24 protein-coding genes are annotated in these 26526 nt (G+C 55.1%); 11 read left to right on the top strand and 13 right to left on the bottom strand.

Going from position 1 to position 26526, the window contains the following annotated elements; translation table 11 throughout:
* Positions 1 to 21 precede the first annotated feature (21 nt).
* Positions 22 to 2004, bottom strand: coding sequence for a formate-dependent uric acid utilization protein AegA (gene aegA, locus ABOC97_RS02775; protein WP_349593814.1), 1983 nt, complete (start codon positions 2002 to 2004; stop codon positions 22 to 24).
* A 326-nt stretch (positions 2005 to 2330) separates the two neighbouring features.
* Between aegA and acrD the strand changes: the two genes are divergently transcribed.
* A complete protein-coding gene (gene acrD / locus ABOC97_RS02770; protein ID WP_349593811.1) occupies positions 2331 to 5444 on the top strand; it encodes a multidrug efflux RND transporter permease AcrD in 3114 nt (1037 codons plus the stop codon).
* A 123-nt stretch (positions 5445 to 5567) separates the two neighbouring features.
* Here the strand turns inward: acrD and ypfM are convergent, their stop codons facing one another.
* Entirely contained in the window at positions 5568 to 5627 is a 60-nt protein-coding gene (gene ypfM / locus ABOC97_RS02765) for a protein YpfM (RefSeq protein WP_001386977.1), read from the bottom strand.
* 357 nt (positions 5628 to 5984) lie between these two features.
* On the opposite strand from ypfM, the gene ABOC97_RS02760 reads away from it, so the two are divergent.
* The 3 genes from ABOC97_RS02760 to ABOC97_RS02750 are packed head-to-tail and all read left to right on the top strand — an operon-like array spanning position 5985 to position 7759.
* A complete protein-coding gene (locus ABOC97_RS02760; protein WP_349593808.1) occupies positions 5985 to 6344 on the top strand; it encodes an ArsC family reductase in 360 nt (119 codons plus the stop codon).
* A 56-nt stretch (positions 6345 to 6400) separates the two neighbouring features.
* Positions 6401 to 7528, top strand: a complete 1128-nt coding sequence (gene dapE / locus ABOC97_RS02755) for a succinyl-diaminopimelate desuccinylase (protein WP_349593805.1) — start codon at positions 6401 to 6403, stop codon at positions 7526 to 7528.
* A gap of 30 nt (positions 7529 to 7558) precedes the next feature.
* Positions 7559 to 7759, top strand: a complete 201-nt coding sequence (locus tag ABOC97_RS02750) for a YpfN family protein (protein ID WP_234502355.1) — start codon at positions 7559 to 7561, stop codon at positions 7757 to 7759.
* Between the two features lie 81 nt (positions 7760 to 7840).
* Here the strand turns inward: ABOC97_RS02750 and ypfH are convergent, their stop codons facing one another.
* The 6 genes from ypfH to dapA all read right to left on the bottom strand — a co-directional run bounded on the left by ypfH (position 7841) and on the right by dapA (position 14463).
* Positions 7841 to 8539, bottom strand: coding sequence for an esterase (gene ypfH / locus ABOC97_RS02745; RefSeq protein WP_349593800.1), 699 nt, complete (start codon positions 8537 to 8539; stop codon positions 7841 to 7843).
* 76 nt (positions 8540 to 8615) lie between these two features.
* On the bottom strand, positions 8616 to 10616 hold the full coding sequence (locus tag ABOC97_RS02740; protein WP_349593797.1) for a tRNA(Met) cytidine acetyltransferase TmcA: 2001 nt from the start codon (positions 10614 to 10616) through the stop codon (positions 8616 to 8618).
* 16 nt (positions 10617 to 10632) lie between these two features.
* Positions 10633 to 11502 carry a KPN_02809 family neutral zinc metallopeptidase gene (gene ypfJ / locus ABOC97_RS02735; RefSeq protein ID WP_234502358.1) on the bottom strand — a complete coding sequence of 290 codons (870 nt, stop codon included), beginning with the start codon at positions 11500 to 11502 and terminating at the stop codon, positions 10633 to 10635.
* A gap of 140 nt (positions 11503 to 11642) precedes the next feature.
* Complete coding sequence (gene purC, locus ABOC97_RS02730) at positions 11643 to 12356, bottom strand: phosphoribosylaminoimidazolesuccinocarboxamide synthase (RefSeq protein ID WP_349593793.1); 714 nt, start codon at positions 12354 to 12356, stop codon at positions 11643 to 11645.
* A gap of 177 nt (positions 12357 to 12533) precedes the next feature.
* Entirely contained in the window at positions 12534 to 13568 is a 1035-nt protein-coding gene (gene bamC, locus ABOC97_RS02725) for an outer membrane protein assembly factor BamC (RefSeq protein ID WP_349593790.1), read from the bottom strand.
* Positions 13569 to 13584: 16 nt separating this feature from the next.
* Positions 13585 to 14463 carry a 4-hydroxy-tetrahydrodipicolinate synthase gene (dapA, locus tag ABOC97_RS02720; protein ID WP_234502360.1) on the bottom strand — a complete coding sequence of 293 codons (879 nt, stop codon included), beginning with the start codon at positions 14461 to 14463 and terminating at the stop codon, positions 13585 to 13587.
* Positions 14464 to 14617: 154 nt separating this feature from the next.
* Here dapA and ABOC97_RS02715 point away from each other — a divergent pair, with 154 nt between their 5' ends.
* Positions 14618 to 15190, top strand: a complete 573-nt coding sequence (locus tag ABOC97_RS02715) for a glycine cleavage system transcriptional repressor (protein ID WP_349593787.1) — start codon at positions 14618 to 14620, stop codon at positions 15188 to 15190.
* A complete protein-coding gene (gene bcp / locus ABOC97_RS02710; protein ID WP_234502362.1) occupies positions 15190 to 15660 on the top strand; it encodes a thioredoxin-dependent thiol peroxidase in 471 nt (156 codons plus the stop codon). Before ABOC97_RS02715 ends, bcp begins: the two co-directional genes overlap by 1 nt.
* A gap of 46 nt (positions 15661 to 15706) precedes the next feature.
* Here bcp and ABOC97_RS02705 read toward each other — a convergent pair whose 3' ends face one another.
* Positions 15707 to 16774, bottom strand: coding sequence for an AI-2E family transporter (locus tag ABOC97_RS02705; RefSeq protein WP_349593784.1), 1068 nt, complete (start codon positions 16772 to 16774; stop codon positions 15707 to 15709).
* A 214-nt stretch (positions 16775 to 16988) separates the two neighbouring features.
* Here ABOC97_RS02705 and bepA point away from each other — a divergent pair, with 214 nt between their 5' ends.
* Both bepA and arsC read left to right on the top strand, forming a co-directional pair.
* Entirely contained in the window at positions 16989 to 18452 is a 1464-nt protein-coding gene (bepA, locus tag ABOC97_RS02700; RefSeq protein WP_349593781.1) for a beta-barrel assembly-enhancing protease, read from the top strand.
* 11 nt (positions 18453 to 18463) lie between these two features.
* A complete protein-coding gene (arsC, locus tag ABOC97_RS02695) occupies positions 18464 to 18823 on the top strand; it encodes an arsenate reductase (glutaredoxin) (RefSeq protein WP_349593777.1) in 360 nt (119 codons plus the stop codon).
* A gap of 6 nt (positions 18824 to 18829) precedes the next feature.
* Here arsC and ABOC97_RS02690 read toward each other — a convergent pair whose 3' ends face one another.
* A complete protein-coding gene (locus ABOC97_RS02690) occupies positions 18830 to 19687 on the bottom strand; it encodes a helix-turn-helix domain-containing protein (protein WP_349593774.1) in 858 nt (285 codons plus the stop codon).
* Between the two features lie 166 nt (positions 19688 to 19853).
* Here ABOC97_RS02690 and ABOC97_RS02685 point away from each other — a divergent pair, with 166 nt between their 5' ends.
* From ABOC97_RS02685 to ABOC97_RS02675, 3 genes are read left to right on the top strand one after another with little or no spacing between them, the layout of a single operon-like run.
* Entirely contained in the window at positions 19854 to 21170 is a 1317-nt protein-coding gene (locus ABOC97_RS02685) for a PTS sugar transporter subunit IIC (protein WP_349593772.1), read from the top strand.
* Between the two features lie 3 nt (positions 21171 to 21173).
* Complete coding sequence (locus tag ABOC97_RS02680) at positions 21174 to 22127, top strand: N(4)-(beta-N-acetylglucosaminyl)-L-asparaginase (RefSeq protein WP_234502368.1); 954 nt, start codon at positions 21174 to 21176, stop codon at positions 22125 to 22127.
* Between the two features lie 3 nt (positions 22128 to 22130).
* Positions 22131 to 23588 (top strand): leucyl aminopeptidase family protein, encoded by a 1458-nt coding sequence (locus ABOC97_RS02675; protein ID WP_349594323.1) that lies wholly within the window; start codon positions 22131 to 22133, stop codon positions 23586 to 23588.
* Positions 23589 to 23646: 58 nt separating this feature from the next.
* Here the strand turns inward: ABOC97_RS02675 and ABOC97_RS02670 are convergent, their stop codons facing one another.
* The 3 genes from ABOC97_RS02670 to upp all read right to left on the bottom strand — a co-directional run bounded on the left by ABOC97_RS02670 (position 23647) and on the right by upp (position 26448).
* Complete coding sequence (locus tag ABOC97_RS02670; RefSeq protein ID WP_072129040.1) at positions 23647 to 24348, bottom strand: DnaA inactivator Hda; 702 nt, start codon at positions 24346 to 24348, stop codon at positions 23647 to 23649.
* A 95-nt stretch (positions 24349 to 24443) separates the two neighbouring features.
* A complete protein-coding gene (uraA, locus tag ABOC97_RS02665) occupies positions 24444 to 25733 on the bottom strand; it encodes a uracil permease (protein WP_349593767.1) in 1290 nt (429 codons plus the stop codon).
* An 88-nt stretch (positions 25734 to 25821) separates the two neighbouring features.
* A complete protein-coding gene (upp, locus tag ABOC97_RS02660) occupies positions 25822 to 26448 on the bottom strand; it encodes a uracil phosphoribosyltransferase (protein WP_035891452.1) in 627 nt (208 codons plus the stop codon).
* Between the last annotated feature and the right edge of the window lie 78 nt (positions 26449 to 26526).

The following is a 26526-nucleotide window of genomic DNA, read 5'->3' as shown; positions in this document are numbered from 1 at the left end:
CGCCGTGGAGCCGGGGTTGCGTCAATGCGCGCGGGTAACTTTAACGTCCAGCCAATCGAGGATCCCCTGCGCCGCATGACGGCCTTCCGCCATCGCCGTCACCACTAAATCCGCGCCGCGCACCGCATCGCCGCCGGCGAAGATTTTCGGATTGCTGGTCTGATAGCGGTAGCGGGAATTCACGTTGGCGCGAATGCGTCCCCAGTCGTCGACCTCAACGCCCTGGGCATTGAGCCACGGCATTCCGTGTGGATGGAAGCCGAAGGCCATGATCACCGCATCGGCCGGCATCACAAACTCACTGCCAGGGATCGGCGTTGGGCGACGCCGCCCGTTGCTGTCCGGCTCGCCAAGCTGGGTGCGCAGGAAACGGATACCGCTAACGCCGCCCTCGTTATTCAGCTCAAGCGTTACCGGCTGGACGTTAAATTCGAATTCAGCGCCCTCTTCCTTCGCGTTTTTGACCTCTTTTTTCGAGCCCGGCATATTGGCTTCATCGCGACGATAGGCACAAGTCACTTTCTGCGCGCCGTGACGCAGCGCGGTGCGCACGCAATCCATCGCCGTATCCCCGCCGCCGAGCACCACCACATTGAGCCCTTTGGTATTGATGTACGGCTCGTCGGGCAATTCAGCAAGGCCCATCACATTTTTGGTATTGGCAATCAGGAACGGCAGCGCATCGTAAACGCCCGGCGCGTCTTCGTTGGGTAGATCTGCCTTCATCGAGCGATAGGTGCCTACGCCAATAAACACGGCGTCATACTCTTCCAGCAGCGCGCTGAGCATGATGTCTTTGCCAATCTCGCAGTTCAGCTCAAATCGAATGCCCATATCGGTGAAAATTTCGCGACGGCGGGCCATCAGCGATTTATCCAGTTTAAAGGCCGGGATGCCGAAGGTCAGTAGGCCGCCTATTTCTGGATGACGGTCGAACACCACCGGCTCGACGCCCTGACGCACCAGAATATCTGCACAGGCCAGCCCCGCCGGACCTGCGCCGATAATCGCCACTCGCTTGCCGCTGCTGGCGACATTGCCAATATCCGGACGCCAGCCTTTAGCCAGCGCGCGGTCGGAGATATAGCGCTCAATATTGCCGATAGTCACCGCGCCGTGCTCGTCGCGGATGGTGCAAGCACCTTCACAAAGCCGGTCCTGCGGGCATACCCGACCGGTAATTTCCGGCAGCGGGTTGGTTTGATGCGACAGTTCAACCGCTCCGTCGATATCCCCGGCGTTAACTCGTTCAATCCACTGAGGAATATGGTTATGCAGCGGGCAGGTCCACTCGCAAATGCTGTGTTCACCGCAGGTCAGACAGCGTGATGACGCCTGCTGCGCCTGCGCTTCGTGGAGCGGCAGATAAATTTCAGCAAAGCCGGTTTTACGCGCCGTCAGATTCAGCTTATCAGCCTCCTCACGCGGCGGCGTGGCAGCCATCTGCTGGACTTTACTACGTACCGCCTGTGGGGCAGCCGCACGGATATCGCTATGCCACGGCTGCGCTTCACGGCAGGCCGTTTGCAGCCGACGCGCACCGGCGATTTCGCTGAGCCGCTGATTGGTCATCAGTTGCAACGCATCAGCCGGGCAGTTTTCCACACACGCTGGGCCCGCCGGGCGCTCATGACACAGATCGCACTTATGGGCGCTGGCTTTAACCCGCCCATCGTTGGCTGGCGTCAGGACAATTTGCATGGTGCCAAACGGGCAGGCGACCACGCAGGATTTGCAGCCGATACACTTTGCCTGGTTAACTAAAATAGCGTCATTGTCATGACGTATTGCGCCATTTGGGCAGCTACGCGCACAGGGGGCATCTTCACAATGATGACAGGTTGCCGCTCCGCGCTGGTTGTTCATTTTCACTACCGTAATTCGCGGAACAAACTGGGACGCGTTAAGGACGTGCTGCTCCTCGTTATGCGACATTACACAGGCGACTTCACATGCCTTGCATCCAATGCATTTTTGGCTATCTACCCGAATAAAACGGTTCATACATTCTCAGCCTATGGTTATAAAACCTTATATTTATAAGTTCTATTTATTAGCTGAGGAATCCCTGTGCAGGCAATGTCCATTTGCCCAGAAATGGTGACTATCTGTCAGTATAATGTGGCAGATCAATAAATTTCAGCTTAAATGAAATTACGTTTCATGCATCTACTGACGGTGGCGTAAGGATGTGCAAACCGTTTCAGCAAAGCAGCACGATAATTTACATTATCTTCTTATTTTCTCCACGATTGCTGGCAGCCATACGGCTACAGTGTTTGACGCAATTCAGTACGTATAAAAATGAATAATATGAGGTCCGGATCCTGATGGCGAATTTCTTTATCGATCGCCCCATTTTTGCCTGGGTGCTGGCAATCCTATTGTGCCTGACCGGTACGCTGGCAATATTTTCACTCCCCGTTGAGCAATACCCTGACCTCGCGCCGCCAAACGTACGCATCTCCGCCAACTACCCTGGAGCATCAGCGCAGACGCTGGAAAATACCGTCACTCAGGTTATCGAACAGAACATGACCGGCATCGATAACCTGATGTATATGTCATCGCAAAGTAGCGCCACCGGCCAGGCCAGTATTACCCTGAGCTTTGTGGCGGGCACCGACCCGGACGAAGCCGTACAGCAGGTGCAAAACCAGCTACAAACCGCCATGAACAAGCTGCCGCAGGCAGTGCAGACTCAGGGCGTCACAGTGCGTAAAACCGGCGATACCAACATTCTGACCATCGCTTTCGTTTCCACCGACGGCAGCATGGATAAACAAGATATCTCCGACTATGTCGCCAGTAACATCCAGGACCCGCTAAGCCGCGTGGACGGCGTGGGCGACATCGACGCCTACGGCTCGCAATATTCCATGCGTATCTGGCTCAATCCGGCCAAACTCAATAGCTTCCAGCTCACCGCCGGCGATGTCACCAACGCCATTAAATCCCAGAATGCGCAGATTGCGGTCGGCCAGCTAGGGGGAACGCCATCGGTCGATAACCAGGCGCTGAACGCCACCATCAACGCCCAGTCTTTACTGCAAACACCGGAGCAATTTCGCGATATTACTCTGCGCGTAAATCAGGACGGTTCGCAGGTCACGTTAGGTGACGTCGCCACCATCGAAATGGGCGCGGAAAAATACGACTACCTCAGCCGCTATAACCGCAATCCGGCATCCGGTCTGGGCATCAAGCTCGCTTCCGGCGCCAATGAAATGGCCACCGCCGAGCGCGTTATCCAACGGCTGGATGAACTCAAGCAGTACTTCCCGCACGGGCTGGAATATAAAGTGGCCTACGAGACTACCTCGTTCGTCAAAGCATCCATTAAGGATGTCGTAAAAACGCTGCTTGAAGCGGTATTGCTGGTATTCCTGGTAATGTACCTGTTCTTGCAAAACTTCCGCGCTACGCTGATTCCAACCATCGCCGTTCCGGTGGTGCTGATGGGGACATTCTCAGTCCTCTACGCCTTTGGATACAGCATTAACACCCTGACGATGTTCGCCATGGTGCTCGCCATCGGGCTGCTGGTGGATGACGCCATCGTGGTGGTTGAAAACGTCGAGCGAATAATGAGTAGCGAAGGGCTCACGCCGAGGCAGGCCACGCGAAAATCGATGGGGCAAATTCAAGGTGCGCTGGTGGGTATCGCCATGGTGCTGTCGGCGGTGTTTATCCCGATGGCCTTTTTTGGCGGCACTACCGGGGCGATTTACCGCCAGTTCTCGATAACCATCGTATCGGCAATGGTGCTCTCGGTGCTGGTGGCGATGATCCTCACACCCGCGCTATGCGCCACTCTCCTGAAACCTATCCACAAAGGCGAACTCCACGGGACAAAAGGCTTCTTCGGCTGGTTTAACCGCAAGTTTGACGCCAGCTCCCGCCGCTATGAGTCCGGCGTGGCGAAGATTCTTCAGCGCAGCGTCCGCTGGATGCTGATTTATGTGCTGCTGCTTGGTGGCATGGTATTCCTGTTCCTGCGCCTGCCCTCTTCATTCCTGCCGCTGGAAGACCGCGGCATGTTCACCACTTCCGTTCAGTTGCCAAGCGGTTCAACTCAGCAACAGACGCTGAAGGTGGTGGAGAAAGTTGAGGATTATTTCTTCAAAAATGAGAAAGACAATATCACCTCGATCTTCGCCACCATCGGCTCCGGCCCCGGCGGTAATGGTCAGAACGTGGCGCGGATGTTTGTGCGCCTGAAGGACTGGGACGAGCGTGACAGTACCACCGGGACGTCATTCGCCATTATTGAACGTGCCACCAAAGCGCTGAACAAGATTAAAGAAGCCCGCGTCTTTGCCAGCAGCCCACCGTCTATTAGCGGTTTGGGGAGCTCCGCAGGGTTTGATATGGAATTGCAGGATCACGCCGGGGCCGGGCACGATGCGCTAATGGCGGCGCGTGACCAGCTGTTAGAGCTGGCAGGCAAAGACCCGCAGTTGACCCGCGTGCGTCACAACGGTCTCGACGATAGCCCACAGCTGCAGGTGGATATCGACCAGCGTAAAGCCCAGGCACTGGGGGTTTCCATCGACGATATTAACGACACGCTACAAACAGCGTGGGGTTCAAGCTACGTTAACGACTTTATGGATCGCAGCCGCGTGAAGAAAGTGTACGTCCAATCTGCCGCCAAATACCGCATGCTGCCAGATGATATTAATCTGTGGTACGTGCGGAATAATACCGGTCAGATGGTGCCATTCTCAGCGTTTGCCACCTCACGCTGGGAAACCGGATCGCCGCGCCTGGAACGCTATAACGGCTACTCGGCGGTAGAAATTATCGGGGAAGCCGCGCCGGGCGTTAGTACCGGTACCGCGATGGACGTTATGCAAAATCTGGTGAAACAGCTTCCTACCGGTTTCGGCCTGGAATGGACAGCAATGTCCTATCAGGAACGCCTCTCTGGGGCGCAGGCTCCGGCGCTGTATGCTATTTCCCTGCTGGTGGTCTTCCTGTGTCTGGCTGCGCTGTATGAAAGCTGGTCGGTACCATTCTCCGTGATGTTGGTAGTACCGCTCGGGGTTATTGGTGCTCTATTGGCAACCTGGATGCGCGGGCTGGAGAACGATGTTTACTTCCAGGTCGGGCTGCTCACGGTAATCGGGCTATCGGCGAAAAACGCTATTCTGATTGTCGAATTTGCCAACGAGAGAAACGAACAAGGCGAGGATTTAATGTCGGCCACGCTGGAAGCCTGCCGCCAACGTCTGCGTCCGATTCTGATGACCTCACTGGCGTTTATTTTCGGCGTGCTGCCGATGGCGCTCACCACCGGCGCGGGCTCCGGCGGACAACACGCGGTAGGCACCGGCGTGGTTGGCGGGATGGTCTCGGCCACTATCCTGGCGATTTTCTTCGTACCGTTGTTCTTCGTGCTGGTACGCAGACGCTTCCCGCTCAAAGAGAAGCCAGAGTAAGAAACAAAAAGGCGACATTAATAAATGTCGCCTTTTTGTATTGGAATGTGACCCGACTACTCTGTACAACAACACCATCATGGTTATTGAAAGAACACAGCGCTTAATTCACATTACTGAAAACTATTTACGAAGCATGACTTCGATAAAGTCTTTCCAGTTCCCCAGTTCACGTTCAATCATAACAACCTCTCTTATTATTATGCGTATTTTACGTACTAATGTGTGACCTGTGAATACGGTTTACCCGATTGCTTTAAGTGTCACTGCCAACATATGTTTACTGCGTGCCGCCACTATGAGCCGGAACGTTGACATTTAATGTGACGAGCAGCAACATTCCGAAATAGTTATGATTATGTGAATAATATGATAATAATTTTAGGTAGGAGCACGCTAAACCACTACAACTTAAGTTGTAGCCAGCATGATAAACCGGACGCTTTTCAACCGTTTTACGCAGCCGAAATTAAAACGGGCGATGCGCCAAATAACGTGTATATTCGAATCCCCTAAAACCTGCTGATATAACGGTGGAACATGACCATCCTCTATGGAATAAAGAACTGCGACACAATTAAAAAAGCCCGTCGTTGGCTGGATGACCATCAGGTTGAATATCGCTTTCATGACTATCGCGTCGATGGGTTGCCACCTGAACTGCTGGCGACCTTTATTGCCGAGCTTGGCTGGGAAGCGCTGCTGAATACCCGCGGCACCACCTGGCGTAAACTCGATGAAAGCGTACGTACCACGGTAAACAATGCCGAAGCCGCCGCTGCGCTGATGCTGGAAATGCCGGCTATCATCAAACGCCCATTGCTCTGCGCGCCAGCACAGCCTATGCTGCTTGGTTTTAGCGACGCCAGTTACGGACAGTGGCTCGCACAGACGCGCTAACGCCGTCGCCCTGTTTTACTTTTTTGTCGATAACGAAAAATAACGAGGTCTAGTTTATGTCTTGCCCAGTCATTGAGCTGGCTCAGCAGCTTATTCGCCGCCCTTCTCTTAGCCCCGATGATGCGGGCTGTCAGGCGTTAATGATCGAGCGCCTGCGTGCGGCGGGGTTCACCATTGAACCCATGGATTTTGGTGATACCCAGAACTTCTGGGCATGGCGTGGCAAAGGGGAAACGCTGGCGTTTGCAGGCCATACCGATGTGGTGCCCGCAGGTGATGCCGACCGCTGGATAAATCCACCGTTTGAACCGACTATTCGTGACGGCATGCTGTTTGGCCGCGGCGCGGCCGATATGAAAGGCTCGCTGGCAGCCATGGTTATCGCCGCCGAGCGTTTTGTTGCCCAGCATCCAAACCACAAAGGCCGCCTGGCATTCCTGATAACCTCCGATGAAGAGGCCAGCGCAACGCACGGTACGGTCAAAGTGGTTGAAGCGCTGATGGCCCGTAATGAACGCCTGGACTACTGCCTGGTGGGCGAACCTTCCAGTACCGAAGTAGTGGGCGACGTAGTTAAAAATGGCCGTCGCGGCTCAATGACCTGCAACCTGACCATTCATGGCGTGCAAGGGCATGTGGCCTATCCGCATCTGGCCGACAACCCGGTTCACCGCGCTGCGCCGTGGATGAATGAGCTGGTATCAATCGAGTGGGATAAAGGTAACGAATTCTTCCCGCCAACCAGTATGCAGATTGCCAACATTAAGGCCGGTACCGGCAGTAATAACGTGATCCCAGGCGATCTGTTTGTGCAGTTCAACTTCCGTTTCAGCACCGAGCTGACGGATGAGATGATCAAAGCGCGCGTTATCGCGCTGCTGGAAAAATATCAACTACGCTACACCCTTGACTGGTGGATCTCCGGGCAACCATTCCTGACCGCGCGCGGTAAGCTGGTGGATGCGGTCGTTAACGCCATCGCGCACTATAATGAAATTGAACCGCAGCTGCTGACTACCGGCGGGACCTCGGACGGGCGCTTTATTGCCCAGATGGGTGCGCAGGTCGTGGAACTGGGGCCGGTGAACGCCACCATTCATAAAATAAATGAGTGCGTTAACGCCGCCGACCTGCAGATGCTGGCACGGATGTATCAACGGATAATGGAACAACTCGTCGCCTGAGGGCGCAACGGTAAGTAAGAGGTAACACGCATGGACTGGCTGACAAAATACTGGTGGATTTTGGTACTGGTGTTTTTGGTTGGGGTAATCATCAACGTCATCAAAGATCTGAGCCGCGTTGATCATAAAAAATTTCTCGCCAACAAACCCGACCTGCCGCCGCATCGTGACTGCAACGACAAGTGGGATGATGACGACGACTGGCCGAAGAAGGATCAGCCGAAAAAATAGTTCACGGTCGATCCCAACGCCCTGTTATTTGAACGGGCTACCGCAATGGTAGCCCGTTCAAACGCAGTCATTTTTTAATCCTTACATCATTTCAATAACGTCATCATCTTTCGGCGTTCCGCCGCTCAACGCTTCATCGAAATAGTGCTTAGGCACGGTATAACGCAGGTGATCGAGCGCAAACTGCATGCTGCGGTCGTCAATGGCGTGACCTAAATCCTCGACGATATCCAGCGTCACATCGCCGCCGGCGGCGAGAATTGCCTCCTGCCCTTTCACCGCCCACGCTAAATCAATCACCCGGTCTTCACCGCCGTGAATAAGGTGTACGGTAGTTGCCGTGCTAGCGGTTTCCGGCAACGTCGCATAGCGGCCGTTAAAGGCAATCACCCGCGATGCCAGGTTCGGCTCGGCCTTGACCCCTTCGAGCGACATAATCGCCCCCTGCGAGAAACCGATAAGCGCGGTAGCCTGCGGGCCAACGCCACTCTGTTTCTGCCAGTAGCGCACCGTCTCAATAAAGGTCGGCATAATCGCGTTAATACGCGCCTGACGGTTTTCTTCCGTCACGCCCTGCACAGAAAACCACTGACGTCCCGGAGCCGGTCCGCACGGTTCGACGCCGCCTACGCTGACGATTAACGCATCCGGGAACAGCGGTGCAAACCAGCTACCGATTTGTCCCATTGCCACCGGATTATCACCCACGCCATGAAACAACAGCAGCAGCTGTTGAGCGGGCTTCGCGGGGCTTTGAACAACAAAATGATCGTGTGTCATGGCTGTCTCCTTGGTTTTGTCGGTCAGTTTACGCCGCACCAGAATAATGACCATGCCATTTAACTGAATGAGTCAGTTAAAAAAATTGCAGTTGCTGAATCTGTTCCATGAGCATATTTGTACGTTCGCTGTTCGCTGCACGCATCGCTTGTCCCGCTTCGTCGCGAAGCCGACTCAGCAGCGATTTACGCCCGTTAATGCCCAGGCGCGCGCAGAGCTCTGCTTCACCCTCACCGTTCAAGCGCCCCCGCAGAGCAGGAAGCGGTAGCTCTAGCTGCCCGGCAAGCAGATTCAGGTTCGCCAGGACCGCCAGCAGCGGACGATGGGCGAAGGCAAAACCGGCCAGATCCCACCAGTCATCATCACTAAGAGTAGCCTCCTGGATGTCGGGGAGTGGCACTTTTTCATCCACCCAATGCTGAAGCCAGTGCCATTCACGACACAAGCGAGCGTGTTCACGCTGCATCAGCGCTTCTCCCGCCGCCGTTAGTGGCCGTAGCGCCATGGCAGCATAGCAACCGCTACTCGCCTCACGCTGGGTCCCTATCCGCACCAGCGTGAAGCCACAGCGCTGCCAGAAGCGCCAGAGTTCATGGGTATAGCCAAAGCTAACCGACAGATAGTCGCAATCGACAGCGCTTTCCCACGCCTGCGCCACCAGTCGCTGGCCGATACCTTCGCGCTGGCGAAGCGGGTGCACGGCGATACGGCTGATACGTCGCCCAATAAGCGTGGCCGCAAGCTTGCTTCCCCCGTGAGCCGCCAGTGACTGCGCCACCAGATTGCCTCTGGGGCGACGAAAACCGGCCCAGACGGCCTGGCTTAACGCAGGCGTTAATCCGCCCTCATCCACCAGCCACAGTGCGCCCGCTGGCCCGCTGGCGCTGAGGGCAGCCAGGAAATGTTGTCCAGGCGCATCCATCATGCGGCGGAGATCCAGCGGTGAAGTGCGGTAATGCGCTCCGGAGAGCAGCTGATAGAGTGCGGAAGGCAGTTCAGGCTGACTCTGCCAGCTCGACTGCGCTACCGGCATCAGAGCCAGTTCACCGTCCGGCCGCTCAGCGAAGGAATCATCGTGAAAAATAAGCGCATCGTTGACCACCGCTTCGAGCGGACACCCTGCGGCCCAGCGAATAGGCTGCGCCAGGGTAAAGGCTTCGTGCTGCGGGAACTCGGCGCAAAACTTCAGTAAGAAACCTCGACCGGTGCCCTCATAGCCCTGGACCGTGGTAGTCAGCAGCGTATGGGGAAAGCGAGCAATGAGCTTTTTCAGCATCGGGGCAGGAATGGCTGCGGCTTCATCGACAACCAGCCAGTCAGCGACGGCATCGGATGCCAACAGCGCGTCAGGAGCCATAAAATGAAAGCGCTCACCGGCAAATTCGGCAATCACGTCAGCGGAAGCACGCGAGGGCGCGGTGACGATGACATCGCCGCGCAGTCGCTGAATATGCATACCCGCCAGCGCCGACTTTCCTCGCCCGCGCTCGGCTGTCACCACGCACACTTTGGCTGGGGTATTCGATAGCGCCTGTAAAATAGCCTGCTGCTCACGCTCCGGCTGGCCGCTAGCACGCTGCCAGTCTGGCCTCGTTATCTCGGGTTGTTTTGGTACAGGCAGTCCCTGCCGCCAGACAAGCGTCTGCGGGCTCGCGGCAACCGTCCGGCAAAAATGGTCAACAAAGTTAGGGGTGGTAATCGGTTCCGGCACATCGCTCCAGCGCAGTGAATCGGCATCGGTTTGTTGACGCCAGTTCTGCCACTCCGGTACCAGCAGCAGCATCCAGCTTCCGGCGCGCAGCGTACCGGCCAGCGCGGCAAAAGCCGAAACGTCAAAGCCATTACGGGCATCAAAAATAGCATGCTGAAACTCGCGCCCCAGCAGGGTCGTGAGTTTAGACGGAAGGCAAGAAGGTGCATCCACAGGTGCTGGGCCAACCCACAGTACATCCGCGCTGGCGGCATGGCGGAACGCGGCTGCCTGCTGTTCGCACCACGTGGCCTCACCGCTCACCACCAGCAGGCGGCGAATTCCCGCCTGTGCCATGCGCGCGGCCTGCGCGAACAGCTCATCCATGATGCTCGACATCTGGTTAGAGTGATTTACTGAAGGTATTGCACTGGCCCGGATCGCCGCTGTCAAAGCCGCGTTTCAGCCAGGTGTAACGCTGCTGAGAGGTACCGTGAGTAAAGCTGTCCGGTGCCACGCGTCCCTGGCTTTGCTGTTGCAGACGGTCATCGCCAATCGCTTCGGCAGCGTTCAGCGCCTCCTCCAGATCACCGGCTTCCAGGATGCCCTGTTTTTGCATATTGTGGCCCCAGACGCCGGCAAAGCAGTCGGCCTGCAGCTCCATACGCACCGACAGACGGTTCACTTCTGCTTCGGAAGCATTTTGCTGCATCTGGCGCACTTTCGGCTCAATGCCGAGCAGTTTTTGTACGTGGTGGCCCACTTCATGCGCAATCACGTAACCCTGCGCAAAATCACCGCCCGCGCCGAGTTTACTTTTCATGTCGTCGTAGAAGGAGAGGTCGATATAGACCGTGGTGTCGGCTGGGCAGTAGAACGGCCCCATAACGGATTGCCCGGTACCGCATCCGGTACGGGTGGCACCCCGGTACATCACGAGGCGCGGAGGCTGATAGGTTTTGCCCATCTCTTTGAACTGCTGCGCCCAGGTATCTTCGGTTGTTGCGAGGATCACCGAGGTAAATTTGGCGGCTTCGTCATCTTTTGGCTGACTCACGCGCTGGGAGGACTGCTGCTGGCCAATCGGCTCGCCGGTCATCAGGCCGGTTAAATCAACGCCGTAGTAGCCCGCAACCACCACGACAATCAGCAGAATAATTCCGCCCTTGCCGCTGGGAATACGAAAACCGGGGCCGCGCCCCATTCCTTGAGAGTCGGAACTGTTCCGCCGGTCTTCCACATTGTCGCTTTCACGACGACCTTGCCAACGCATAACTACCTCGATCTTATCTTATCAATATTCTGGTATGATCGTAGGCGGTTACGGGCGGGATTACCACTGGAAATGTCTTATGCGTTATCCCGGCATCGCGTCGCCTGAGCGGGCTTAGCGACGCCGGAGAGGGGGCAAACTTAGTCCAGCTTGACGCCTAAACGGTGGGCAACTTCTTCGTACGCTTCAATCAGGCCACCCAGGCTCTGGCGGAAACGGTCTTTGTCCATTTTATCCATGGTCTTTTTGTCCCACAGACGGCTGCCATCCGGAGAGAATTCATCGCCCAGCACCACTTCGCCTTTAAACAAACCGAACTCCAGCTTGAAGTCCACCAGGATGAGCCCAGCGTCATCAAACAGTTTTTTCAGCACGTCATTGGCTTTATAGGTCAGTTCCTGCATACGAGCCAGATTCTCTTTGCTCACCCAGCCAAAGGTTTCGCAGTAGGATTCGTTAACCATTGGATCGTGCATCGCATCGTTTTTCAAGAACAGGTCGAACAGCGGCGGATTCAGTTCAATACCTTCTTCAATCCCTAAACGTTTCACCAGCGACCCGGCTGCGCGGTTACGCACCACGCACTCCACCGGCACCATATCCAGTTTTTTAACCAGACATTCGGTATCGGACAACAGCGCTTCCATTTGAGTCGGGATGCCGGCTTGCGCCAGTTTGCTCATAATGAAATGGTTGAACTTGTTGTTCACCATGCCTTTACGATCGAACTGTTCAATGCGGGCACCATCTCCTGCTGACGTATCGTTACGGAATTCGAGTACCAACAGATCCGGGTTTTCGGTGCTGTATACGGTTTTCGCTTTACCACGATACAACTCAGCTAGCTTTTGCATCTTTGTCACTCCAGTGATGTTTAACGATACGCTCGTCGTCTTTCAAGCATCAGGTACGTTGCGTACGTTCCTGCAACTTAAAATCCAAAGAGTCTAAATATTTGTGCTTTTTCTACTGACGCACACGTTTGCGTCACTATACAGAAAAAAGGGCTGGATTGCTCCAGCCCTGATTAATTACTTCGTAAATGCGGCCTGGAATGCGGCTACCAGGGCGTCATTTTGAGACTGAGTCAGCGGATGACCTTTCGGATCGATGAACTGCAGGCTACTACGGTTGTCCAGATCGCCGACCTGAAGTTTGTAGTCGCCGGAAGCCATACCCGGGTCGCTCGCGCCAAGATCGCGCCAACGGCTGTCAGACAGTGGCTTGTAGGTTACTGCCACGCTGCCCTGAGAACGGGTGCTATCGGTCACTTTCATGCCCACTTTTTCCAGCGTAGCTGGCAGACGCTGCCATACCTGGTTGAACGGAGCACGAACCACCAGCATTGGCAGGCCGGTATCGTCAGCTGCGCTCTGGACGTCGAAGGTTGCCCCAGCGGTACCTTTGGAAGCGTTCGCCGCATCGGTAGCGTTCTTATCAAGGCCAGCGGAAATCACGTTCAGCATTTCAGCGCTGTAGCGCTGCAGCGATGCACGATCGGCAACGGCTTTACCTGCTTGTTCGAGGTTAACCAGTTTTACCATCACCGCCTGCTGATAGCCCTGCGGCTGCACGGAGATTTGATAACGACCGCGGTACTGCTGGTCTTCATCAAGACGGTTCCAGTCAACCCAGTCCGTGGTCAGCGTTTGGCTTGCATCATCACGTTTGGTAATAGTGTAGTTTTTCGCCTGAACGATGCTGACAACCTGTGGCCACAGGGAACCGCTACGGCTATTTTCAACCAGTAGCGTAGCTGTGTCGCCGGTAAACTGGGTACGCGCACCGGATACCAGCGCCAGCGCCTGAGCCGGTGGACGGATATCCAGCGCCTTACCTACGGCACCGCTGCCGTTAGCGACCGGGATGTTGTAGTCGCCATTTTCAATCGGCAGGATCATCCCCGCAGGGGCGTGAAGTTCACTTAACGGTGCTGCATCCAGGTAGGATTCATCACCGCTCACCTGGCGCTTATAGCGCGAGTCGGAACTACAAGCTGCAAGCAGTAGAACCAACGAAACACCCGCGACCTTCGCCAGGCGCGACTTCTGTACTGAGTAAGCCATCAAATCTCCCTAAACTTTACAGCAAACCGGCATGCTTCAATGCGGATGCCACAACATCACGACCGTGGTCGGTGATGGGTGTCATCGGCAAGCGCATGATATCGGTCGCCACAAGTCCCAATTCCTTACATGCCCATTTCACTGGGATAGGATTGGGTTCGACAAATAATTTATTGTGAAGCGGCATCAAACGTTGGTTGATGATACGCGCCTGCTCAAACTGGCCTTCTGCCGCCAGCTTGCACATTTCTGCCATATCACGTGCTGCAACGTTCGCCGTCACCGAAATGACGCCGTGACCGCCCAACTGCATGAAATCCAACCCGGAAGCATCATCACCGCTGAGCAGGATGAAATCGTCTGAAACCAGCTCTTTGATCTGGTGAACACGACTTAAGTTCCCCGTGGCTTCCTTAATCGCGATAATATTTTTAATTTTCGCAAGGCGACCTACGGTTTCCGGCAGCATATCGCAGCCGGTACGCGACGGCACATTATACAGGATTTGTGGCAGGTCAGTATGCTCAGCAATCGCTTTGAAGTGCTGGAACAGACCTTCCTGGGTCGGACGGTTGTAGTACGGGGTGACCGTCAGGCAGCCGACAACGCCGGTATTGTTAAAACGCTGGGTCAGGCTAATCGCCTCTGCGGTTGCATTTGCCCCCGTTCCTGCGATAACTGGAATGCGGCCATCGGCCAGTTCCAGCGTGGTCATCACCACGTCGCCATGCTCTTCGTGGCTGAGCGTTGCGGACTCGCCGGTAGTCCCTACCGACACGATCGCCGAGGTTCCGTTGGCGACATGGTAATCAATCAGTTTTTTCAGGCTTGAACGGTCGACATTACCTTTTTCATCCATCGGCGTGACAAGCGCTACAATACTTCCCGTGAACATGGGCCATCCTCTGTGCTGACGTGCGGACATGAGTCTCAATGGTACGTTTGGTCTTGTAATAAAAGCAAGAGACTGAAGCCCTTCAGAATGTTGTATGCCGGTTTTTTTTATGCTTTCCTAGGGTATACCGCACCTTTTTAAAGGAAGAACAGGTTTGACAGCCTCATTACAACACTATCTGGTCATCACAGCCCTGGGCGCGGATCGCCCTGGCATCGTCAATACGATCACTCGTCACGTCAGTAGTTGTGGCTGCAACATCGAAGACAGTCGTTTGGCTATGCTGGGAGATGAGTTCACTTTTATTATGCTGCTTTCCGGCACCTGGAACGCCATTACCCTCATTGAATCAACCCTGCCGCTAAAAGGGGCAGAACTGGACCTGCTGATTGTGATGAAGCGCACCACCGCTCGCCCTCGTCCGGCAATGCCCGCCACCGTGTGGGTTCAAGTGGAGGTTCCCGACTCTCCGCACATCATTGAGCGTTTTACCGCGCTCTTCGATAGCTGGGAGATGAACATCGCCGAGCTGGTTTCACGCACTCAACCGGGGACCGACGCAGCCGCCGCCCAGCTATTCATCCAGATTACTGCCCATAGTCCGGCTACGCAAAATGCATCAAATATTGAGCAAGCGTTCAAAGCCCTATGTACAGAATTGAAAGCGCAAGGCAGTATAAACGTGATCAATTATTCACAGCATGATGAACAGGATGGAGATGAGTAATGAACCCACTGAAAGCCGGTGATATCGCACCGAAATTTAGTTTGCCCGATCAAGACGGCGAGCAGGTAAATTTGACCGACTTCCAGGGACAACGTGTTCTGGTCTATTTCTACCCGAAAGCGATGACCCCTGGCTGCACCGTGCAGGCTTGTGGCCTTCGCGACAATATGGACGAACTGAAAAAAGCGGGCGTAGAGGTTCTGGGTATCAGCACCGATAAACCAGAAAAACTGTCCCGTTTCGCCGAAAAAGAGCTGCTTAACTTCACGCTGCTCTCCGATGAAGATCATCAGGTCTGCGAACAGTTTGGTATCTGGGGCGAAAAATCCTTCATGGGTAAAACCTATGATGGCATTCACCGCATCAGCTTCCTGGTGGACGCTGACGGTAAAGTTGAACATGTGTTTGATGACTTCAAAACCAGCAATCACCACGACATCGTGCTGGGCTGGTTGCAAGCGAACGCGTGATAGACCAATGAATTAAAAAAGCCGACGTAATGTCGGCTTTTTATTATCAGGACTCTTCGTCTACCGCCAGACCGTCCGGCCAGGCATGAACCACCGCCTTAATCAGCGTCGCGAGTGGAATCGCAAAGAAGACGCCCCAGAACCCCCACAGCCCACCGAAAATCACCACCGACAGAATAATCACCAGCGGATGCAGGTTTACTGCCTCAGAGAATAGCACCGGCACCAGCAGGTTGCCGTCCAGCCCCTGAATAATCAGATACACCGCGAACAGACTCCAGAATTCGGTGCCAAGACCGAACTGGAACAGCGCTACGCAGACCACCGGAATCGTCACCACAAACGCCCCGATGTAAGGAATCAGTACCGATAGCCCCACCAGCACCGCCAGCAGCAGCGAGTAGTTGAGGCCAAACATCAGGAAACCAAGCCAGGTGGCGATACCCACCACCACCATTTCCAGCACTTTGCCACGGATATAGTTGGTGATTTGCTGGTTCATCTCTTTCCATACCTGCCCTGCCAGCCCGCGGTTACGCGGCAGCACCCGGCGAACGGCATTAAGCATTTGCTCTTTGTCCTTAACCAGGAAAAAGACCATCAGCGGCACCAGCACCAGATAGACCGCCAGCGTTAACAGCCCGACCAGCGATGCGACCGAATACTTCACCACCGAGTCGCCCATGGTCAGCATACGGCTGCGCATATTTTCGGCCATCGCGTCGATAATGCCCGCATCCATTAGCGCCGGATAGCGGCGCGGCAGCGTGGCGGCAAAGTCAGACAATTTATTGAGCATGCCCGGCATATCATGGATGAGATTAATCCCTTGCTGCCAGGCAATTGGCATCACCACGAATGACATCAGCAACAGGATGCCGACGAATAGCACCAGCACGACGCTGGTCGCCCAGCGTCTCGACCAGCCCAGACGCTCCAGACGCACGGTAGGCCACTCCAGCAAATACGCCAGAACCAACGCCACCAGTAGCGGCGCCAGCAGGCCGCTGAAGAAAAATAGAATGCAAAAACCGGCCAGCAGAATCACCAGCAGCGCTATCGCTTCGGGGTCGCTAAATCGGCGACGGTACCACTGCATCAACATCTCGAGCATAAATCTATTCCCTGAGGCCTGTGCTTTCATACAGAACGTGAATTGTATCTAAGTGTCACAAAAAAGACTCCGCTTTTTATAATTATCCCACAATCACGCAATTATCATTTTCAATGATGAAGCAGATAGATACACTCGCAGAGCGGCTTTTTACGGAACGTAAGGGTACGCTATTGGTCAAAACAGGCACATCCCACATTACAGGACAGAGGTTATGTTCAGGCAGTTGAAAAAAACGCTGTTGGCATCCCTTATTGCGACGCTTGCACTCGGTCAGATAGCCCCTGCATTTGCGGACTCAACGGACAATCTGCCGGATATGGGCACGTCCGCAGGAAGTACGCTCTCCATTGGTCAGGAGATGCAAATGGGGGATTACTATGTTCGTCAACTGCGCGGAAGCGCACCGCTGATTAACGACCCGCTGTTAGTTCAATACATTAATTCGCTGGGTATGCGGCTGGTATCGCACGCCTTTTCAGTCCGTACGCCATTTCATTTCTATCTGATCAATAACGACGACATCAACGCCTTCGCCTTCTTTGGCGGTAACGTGGTGCTTCACTCCGCACTATTCCGCTACTCGGATACGGAGAGCCAGCTGGCGTCGGTGATGGCGCACGAAATCTCCCACGTGACCCAGCGCCACCTGGCGCGTGCGATGGAAGACCAGAAACGTAACGCTCCGCTAACGTGGGTCGGCGCGCTAGGCTCGATCCTATTAGCAATGGCAAGCCCGCAGGCCGGTATGGCAGCGCTGAGCGGTACGCTTGCAGGTACCCAACAGGGCATCATCAGCTTCACCCGTCAGAACGAAGAAGAGGCCGACCGCATTGGTATTCAGGTATTGCAGCGTTCGGGCTTTGACCCGCAGGCCATGCCAGCCTTTATGGAAAAGCTGCTCGACCAATCTCGCTACTCTTCGCGTCCGCCGGAAATGCTGTTAACCCACCCCCTGCCAGAGAGTCGTCTGTCGGATGCGCGTAACCGCGCCAACCAGATGCGTCCGGTGGTGGTGCAGTCCTCTGCCGATTTCTACTTCGCCAAAGCACGTACGCTCGGCATGTATAATTCCGGCAAAAATCAGCTCGGCACCGACCTTCTCGACAGTTGGTCGAAAGGCAATATTCGCGAGCAGCATGCCGCCCAGTACGGACGGGCACTGCTGGCAATGGAAGCCAAAAACTACGCGGAAGCCAGCAAACAGCTACAGCCGCTGCTCAGCGCCGAGCCGCAAAACGCCTGGTATCTGGATCTCGCCACCGATATCGACCTCGGCCAGAACAAAGCGACGGAAGCCGTCAACCGCTTGAAGAATGCCCGCGAGCTACGTACCAACCCGGTATTGCAATTAAACCTCGCCAACGCCCTGCTCGAAGCCGGTCAGCCAGGGGAAGCTGCGACCATACTGAACCGCTACACCTTTAACTATAAAGAAGATACCAACGGCTGGGATCTGCTAGCCCAGGTGGAAAACAAGCTGGGTAATCGCGACCAGGAATTAGCCGCTCGCGCCGAAAATATGGCGCTGGTTGGAAGGCTCGATCAGGCCATTTCGCTGCTTAGCGCTGCCAGCGCGCAGGTTAAGCTACGCAGCCTGGAGCAGGCGCGCTACGATGCCCGCATTGACCAGCTGCGCCAGTTGCAAGAGCGCTTCCGCCCTTATCAGAAAATGTAACAGGAGAGACTATGACGGATTCGGTCACCATCTACCATAACCCGCGCTGCTCAAAAAGCCGCGAGACCTTAAGCCTGTTGAAGGACAACGGCATCGAGCCAAGCGTGGTGCTCTATCTGGAGACACCGCCGGATGCCGCCGCGCTGCGCAAGCTGCTAAAAATGCTGGGCATGACCAGCGCTCGCGAGCTGATGCGCCAGAAAGAAGATCTTTATAAGGCGCTTAATCTTAGCGACAGCCAGCTTAGTGAAGAGGCATTAATCCAGGCGATGATCGACAATCCCAAGCTGATTGAGCGCCCAATTGTCGTTAGCAACGGTCAGGCGCGAATTGGTCGCCCACCGGAACAAGTACTGGAAATTGTTCGCTAGTTTCCATTAAGGCCGCAGCGCTTCCAAAAAGGCCTGCGGCGTCATATTCCCCAGTTTTTTCTGTTCCTTTCCGCGATTAAAAATCGAACACAGCCTGGCGACCAGTTCATCCGGCGTGCAGATCCGCGCGGCGGGAATAATTTCTGCCAGCGGCAGCGTCACCTGAACCGCTAATCGCTTATTTACCGCCTGCGTCGTGCGCCCGGAAATTCCCCGCTCGCTCAACCGATGACTGAGCGCATTCACCAGCCCCTCGTTCAACCACTCGTCGGTTTGTATCTCAACAGATTGGATATCACCCGGGAACTGCGCCAATATCTCATCCAGCCAATTCACCACCAGGGAAGAAGACATACCGGAATAGATTCGCGCATAGCACCAACCGCTAACCGGCTCCTGCGCCCACAGTAAATGGTGGTCGCCATCGTCATCCATGTGCAGCGATAAAAAACGGTAGTGCAGCGTCAACGACTGCGCTTTGGCTCCCGCCTTTAGCGCTTTTTTGCCGCACAGCACCTCACCGGTCCCCCGCTGATACGAAGGCTTCAGATAGCGATTTAACGTTGCGCGGGACAGCGGGATCTCAAGCCCCTCCACCACCATAAACAGCAGATCGTCCAGCGGAGCCCGGAGTATTTCCCGTAAAGCGTTAATCAATACAATCTGCTCTTGTCTCATCGCTTTGTGTACAACAACGGGAGTGGTACTCCGATCCGCCGTCTGCTCCCGATTTCGCCAGCGGCGTACCGTCGTTACCGAAATCCCCAGCTCACGCGCCAGTTCACGGTCGCTTTTATCCGACTCCTGCAGATACTTCCTGACTCTAGGCGTCGTCGTGGCGTTGGCGTGCAGCTTAATTTCCATAAAAACCCTTTCGTTTTTCGTGACTAATCATATGAGATTTACATATATTAAGTCGATACGATGTGACCCGTTTCACCTTTCCACTTTCGGTTTTCTTCAATAATCCCTTCGTCGTTTTCTATTACATAACACACACAATGTCCGTTAATCTTATACGGAGTTCACAATGAACAATGTTCTGGGATTTTTAGAAGAGAAATTGATGCCGATTGCCGCGAACACCGCGCAGCAGCGTCATCTCGGTGCCATTCGCGGCGCATATGTCTCCTTCATGCCTTTCATTATCGTTGGTTCCATTCTGCTGGTTATTTCGTCGTTCCCGAATCAGGCCTATCAGCAGTTTATGTCTCACTACTTTGGTGCCAACTGGAGTGCCATCATCGAGATCCCGTTTAACGCGGTGTTCTCCACCATGTCACTGTTTATCAGCTTCCTCGTTGCCTACCGCCTGGCCGAACACTACGAGAGCGATCGCCTCTCGTGCGGCATCCTGGCACTGGTCAGCTTCTTAATACTGACGCCGTTTATCAAAGTCGCCGAAAATGGCGGCATCACCGTGATGCCGGTCGAATGGATTGGCACCAAAGGTCTGTTTGTTGCCATGATTGGTTCGCTGCTGTGGACCGAGCTGTTCTGCTGGCTGAAGCGCAAAAAGCTGGTTATCAAGATGCCAGAAGGCGTGCCGCCTGCGGTGCAAGAGTCATTCGCCGCGCTGCTCCCAGCATTAGTGGTAATGATTCTGGTGCTGGCTATCCGCATCGGTTTTGAAAACACTCACTATCAGACCATCCACCAGTTTATTTATGACGTGGTTGCAACGCCGGTTCGCCACTTCGGCACCTCCTATTTCGGCGCGCTGATGACGGTCTTCAGTATCACTATTCTGTGGTCGGTGGGCATTAACTCCGGCTCAATGGTCAACGGCATCATTCGCCCACTGTGGATGGAAAATCAGACCGATAACATCGCTGCCATTCAGGCCGGTGTTACCCCGCCGCATATCATCACCGAGCAGTTCTTCGACATGATCTGGATGGGCGGTGCCGGTGCAACGTTGTCGCTGGTTATCGCGATGCTGATTTTTGCCCGCAGTAAAAGTATGCGCGAAGTGGCGCGACTTGGTGCCGGGGCCTCGGTCTTTAACATCAACGAACCGGTGCTGTTTGGCCTGCCGGTTATCATGAACCCTATCATGCTGATCCCGTTCAACCTGGTGCCGCTGGTACTGGTGACGATTCAGTATGTAGCAATGAAAATTGGCATGGTCGCGGTGACTACCGGGGTGTTTATTCCATGGACGCTGCCGCCAGTCATCAGCGGCTTCGTCGTCACCGGACATATTTCCGGCAGTGTGATGCAAATACTCAACCTGCTGATTGGCGCGATGCTGTATCTGCCGTTTATGCGCATCCTCGACAAGCAGTACCGCAGTGCAGAAATAAGTGAAACTCAGGGATCTAATACGCTAGCAAAACAGGAGTAAGTGATGTGGGGAATAATTGCAACCTGGCGTATGGCGCTGGAAGGGGTTAGCGAATCAGCCACGGCGCTGGCTAGCGGGAATAAAGCGACGACCTCAGTGGTGGATGCCGTAGTCGCCGTGGAAGATTTTCCATTCTACAAATCAGTCGGCTACGGCGGACTGCCTACCGAGAATGGCGAAGTCGAACTTGACGCCGCATGGATGGACGGCGATACGCTGGCCTTCGGCGCGGTGGGCAATCTGGTCGATATCGCCAACCCGGTAAAAGTGGCCCACGCGCTGGGCCGCCAGCGTTATAACTCACTGCTGGTCGGCCAGGGCGCGCGCGAATGGGCGCTAAGCCAGGGGTTTAGCGATAAAAAAATGCTCACCGAGCGAGCAATGCAGCACTATCGTAAACGCTGCCGCGAGACGCTGGATAAGGGGCTCAGCCCGTACGACGGTCATGACACCGTTGGCGTCATCGCGCTGGATAAACAAGGTTCGATGAGCGTGGCAACCTCCACCAGCGGCCTGTTTATGAAAAAGCGCGGGCGCATTGGCGACTCACCCATCATCGGTTCCGGGTTCTACTGCGACAGCGAAATTGGCGCAGCAACGGCGACCGGCGTCGGTGAAGACCTAATGAAAGGCTGCACCAGCTATGAAATCGTCCGCCGCATGGAACAGGGCATGACCCCGCAGCAGGCGGCCGATTCGGTGGTATACGAGCTGGAAGATAAGCTGATGTCGCGCTTTGGTCGCGCAGGCGACCTGTCCGTCGTCTGTATGAACCGCAAAGGCGAGTTTGGTGCAGCCACCAATATCAAAACCTTCTCTTTTGTGGTGGCGACCGCGACCCAGCCGCTGACGGTATTCCGCGCCGAACGCATCAAAGAGAAAACCCACTACCAGCCGGTGGACGATGCCTGGATGCAGGCCTATGCCGACCGCATCCGCGCGCCCATCGAGGAGTAAATGATGATTAACTACCGTCTATTCACAACGCTTTCCAGCGAACTGGCGCAGGGCCACCTCATTACTTTTCCCGGCAGCCCTCTGCTAAAGGAAAACCTGTTGCAGGATAATCCGCTCATTGCGGAAATGACTGAGCTGGCCGAACACGGCAAACTCGCAGATACCCGCTTCGGCTGCGGGCCATTCGCTCGTATCACCCTCATTCCGCTCAGCGCCTGGCAGGACAGTCTTACCGACTCACTGCTGACGTATCTGCGTCCGCTGTTTTCCGCCCCGGTCTGCGATGAGGTGCTGCTGGACTGTAGCGATATTGATGACACGGTGCTGGCAAAAAACCTGCGTTTTCTCTTCAATCAGGCGCACAAATTGACCGACCTGGGGTTAAAAAAACTGCCCAGCAGCAGCGTGCATCTTCGCCGTATCAACGCCTATTGTGCGGGCACAGATGCATCGCGCATGGAGAGGGTCTTCAACCAGCAGCAGGCCATCGCCAACGGCATGGTTGCCGCGCGTCGGCTGGCGGATATCCCGTCGGAACAGTGCACACCGCAGTTTGTGGTGGAAGAAGCCCAGCGCCTGTGCGCCGCCTTCCCAAATCTGCGCTGCGAAGCGCTGGATGAACGGGCTATCGTTGAGCAGGGTCTTGGCCTGCTGCATGCGGTGGGTAAAGGTGCCAGCCGCCCTCCTCGCCTGCTGGCGATTCACTATGACGGCGCCAGCAGCGGCCCGGTACGCAGCTATGTCGGTAAAGGCATTACCTTCGATACCGGCGGGCTGTGGCTGAAAGAAGGTGCCGGCATGTACACCATGAAATACGACATGTGCGGCGCGGCCAACGTGCTTGGGCTGATGCTGAGTATCGCCGAGTTGAAGCTGCCGGTGCGCGTCATGGGTGTGCTGGCGCTGGCGGAAAATGCCATCGGGCCTGACGCCATGCAGCCGGGCAGCGTGGCTCGCGCTTGTAACGGCATGACGGTAGAGATTAACAACACCGATGCCGAAGGTCGACTGGTGCTCTCCGATGCTATCGCCTGGGCAAGTCAGCGCCATGAAGACACGCGTTATATCATCGATTTAGCGACGTTGACCGGTGCAGTCGTCAAGGCGCTGGGCTACGAGTTGAGTGGGTTGATGACGCAGGACAACGCGCTGCGTAGCGCCCTGACCGCCGCCGGTGAGCAGAGCGGAGATGAAGTCTGGTCGCTGCCGCTGGATGCGCGCATGAAAAAGCAAACCGAAAGCGCGATTGCCGATTTGTACAACACACCGACCAACAACGCCGCTATCAGTGCTTCTGCAGCATGGTTACTGCATCACTTCTGCCCGGCCAATATCCCGTGGGCACATCTTGATGTCAGCGGCACGGCGCTGTGGCGCGAAGGTGGAAAAAGCGTGGCGTCGGGCAGACCGATTCCGCTGCTGATGCAGCATCTGCTGAATGATTTGGCGATTGAAGAATAACGTTTCGTGTTACGACAAAAGGCCTGATGGCACTACGTCTATCAGGCCTTTTTGTTGGCTAGAGCTTAAGGATCTCTTTCACAAACGGGATCGTTAGCTTGCGCTGAGCGGTTATCGAGGCGTGATCGAGTTGATCGAGCGTTAAGAACAGCGTACGCATTTCACGATCGAGGCGTTTAAGCAGGAAGCGGCAAACGTCTTCCGGCATCTCAAAACCACGCAGACGCGCGCGGAGCTGCAACGCCTGTAGTTTATCTTCATCTGAGAGCGGCTGAAGTTTGTAGATCTGCCCCCAGTCCAGACGTGACGCCAGATCCGGCAGGCCCAGATTAAGCTGCCGAGGTGGGCGATCGCCGGTTATCAGTAAACGCGTATTGCCCGACTCAAGAATGCGGTTATACAGATTGAAGATCGCCATCTCCCACAGTTCATCCCCGGCAACACATTCGATGTTGTCGATACAAACCAGTGAAAGCTGCTCCATTCCATCGAGAACTTCCGGCACAAACCAGGTGCGCTTATCCAGCGGCACGTAGCCTACCGCATCGCCACGCTGGGACAGTTCGGCGCAGGCGGCATGCAGCAAATGGCTGCGGCCAGCACCTTCGCGCGACCAGATATAGATGTATCCGCTATGTTCCTGCCGCAGCACGTTTTGCACGGCAGCAAGTAAAGAGGGGTTATCGCCCGGCCAGAAACTCGCAAAAGTTTCATCATCGGGAAGATAAAGTGGCAAAGAGAGCTGTGCCGGTGCGTTCAGAGAGACCTCAACATGGGCTTACGAAAAAACCCGCTGAGTTTACCACAGAAATGAGCGGGGAGAGAACCGGGCGGCGATCCCGCCCGGCTTTAGGATCAATGGGTAGTTTGATCGCTATCTTCGGCATCCAGCACCACTTCTTCCGGGCGCAGTACGCTAATCAGTTTGAACACCAGGCTCAAACAGATCCCGACGATGGTCGCCAGCGCCATGCCTTTGAGCTCAGCGGCACCGATATGCACTTTAGCACCGCTCACGCCGATAATCAGGATAACGGAGGTCAGGATCAGGTTCTGCGCTTTGCTGTAATCCACTTTGGACTCGATCAGTACGCGAATACCGGATGCACCGATTACCCCGTACAGCAGCAGAGAAACACCGCCCATCACCGGCAGAGGGATTATCTGAATTGCTGCCGCCAGCTTGCCAACGCAGGAGAGCAGAATCGCGATAATCGCCGCGCCACCGATAACCCAGGTGCTGTACACACGGGTAATCGCCATCACACCGATGTTCTCACCGTAAGTGGTGTTCGGCGTAGAGCCGAAGAAGCCGGAGATAACGGTCGACAGGCCGTTAGCAAACATCGAGCGATGCAGGCCCGGGTCACGAATCAGATCTTTCTTCACGATATTCGCCGTCACCACCAGGTGGCCGACGTGCTCGGCAATCACTACCAGCGCCGCAGGCAGAATGGTGAAGATAGCAAACCATTCAAAACGTGGTGTGTAGAACGTTGGCAGCGCGAACCAGTGTGCTTCGGCAATCGGCGTGGTATCAACAACACCCATCACGAATGAGAGCGCATAGCCAACCAGAACCCCAATAAGAATCGGGATAATCGCGAGGAAGCCACGGAACAAGACGGAGCCAAACACGGTAACGCCCAACGTCACCAGTGAAATGATGATGGTTTTGGAGTCCGCAGATTGACCGTCCGGTGGCAGCAGGCCTGCCATATTCGCCGCCACACCCGCCAGTTCCAGACCGATAACGGCAACGATTGCGCCCATTGCCGCCGGAGGGAACATCACGTCAAGCCAGCCGGTACCGGCTTTCTTGACAATAAAGGAGACGATGCAGAACAGCACGCCGCACATGATAAAACCGCCCAGCGCCACTTCGTAGCCCAGCGGTAACAGCAGCAGTACCGGAGAAATAAAGGCAAAGCTGGAGCCCAGATAAGCTGGGATTTTACCTTTGCAGATGAAGAGATACAGCAGCGTCCCGAGGCCGTTGAACAGCAGCACGGTGGCCGGGTTAATGTGGAACAGAACCGGCACCAGCACGGTTGCGCCAAACATGGCAAATAAATGCTGCAAGCTAAGCGGGATAGTTTGTAAAAGCGGCGGTCTTTCACTTACCCCAATGGCACGGCGCGTCATGGTGTTTTTCCTCTGTTGTGTTGTTAGCCCAGTTGTTTTTATTCAAAAAAAAGCCGACTTTCAAAGTCGGCTCTTTTTTATTTTTCGTTTACTTGGTACCAAAAATCTTATCGCCGGCATCGCCGAGTCCCGGAATAATGTATCCGTGCTCGTTGAGGCCCTGGTCAATTGACGCAGTGTACAGCTCTATGTCCGGGTGCGCTTTTTCCAGCGCCGCAATACCTTCCGGTGCTGCAACCAGGACCAGCACTTTAATGCTGGAGCAGCCCGCTTTTTTCAGCAGGTCGATGGTGGCGATAACGGAACCGCCGGTAGCCAGCATTGGGTCGACGATCAGCGCCATGCGCTCATCAATGTTGGAAACCAGCTTCTGGAAGTAAGGTACTGGCTCCAGCGTCTCTTCGTCACGATACATGCCGACAACGCTAATGCGCGCGCTCGGTACGTTTTCCAGCACGCCGTCCATCATGCCCAGGCCTGCACGCAGGATTGGCACAACGGTAATTTTCTTACCTTTAATCTGGTCAATTTCTACCGGGCCGTTCCAGCCTTCGATAGTCACTTTTTCCGTTTCCAGACCGGCGGTGGCTTCATAAGTCAGCAGGCTGCCGACTTCGGAGGCGAGTTCACGGAAGCGTTTGGTGCTGATATCGTTCTCGCGCATCAGGCCCAGCTTGTGTTTGACGAGTGGGTGTTTAACTTCCACAATCTTCATTCTCTTTCTCCTTTGAATGGGGCAGCCACAAAAAAATCGCCGGATTATACCGCTTTTTTTTGATTGCGCCATACCCAT

The sequence above is a fragment of the Kluyvera huaxiensis genome, assembly GCF_040149365.1.
Classification (GTDB): Bacteria; Pseudomonadota; Gammaproteobacteria; order Enterobacterales; family Enterobacteriaceae; genus Kluyvera; species Kluyvera intermedia_A.
Note: the sequence above shows the minus strand (reverse complement) of the source record. Positions and strands in the feature narration are given on the sequence as shown.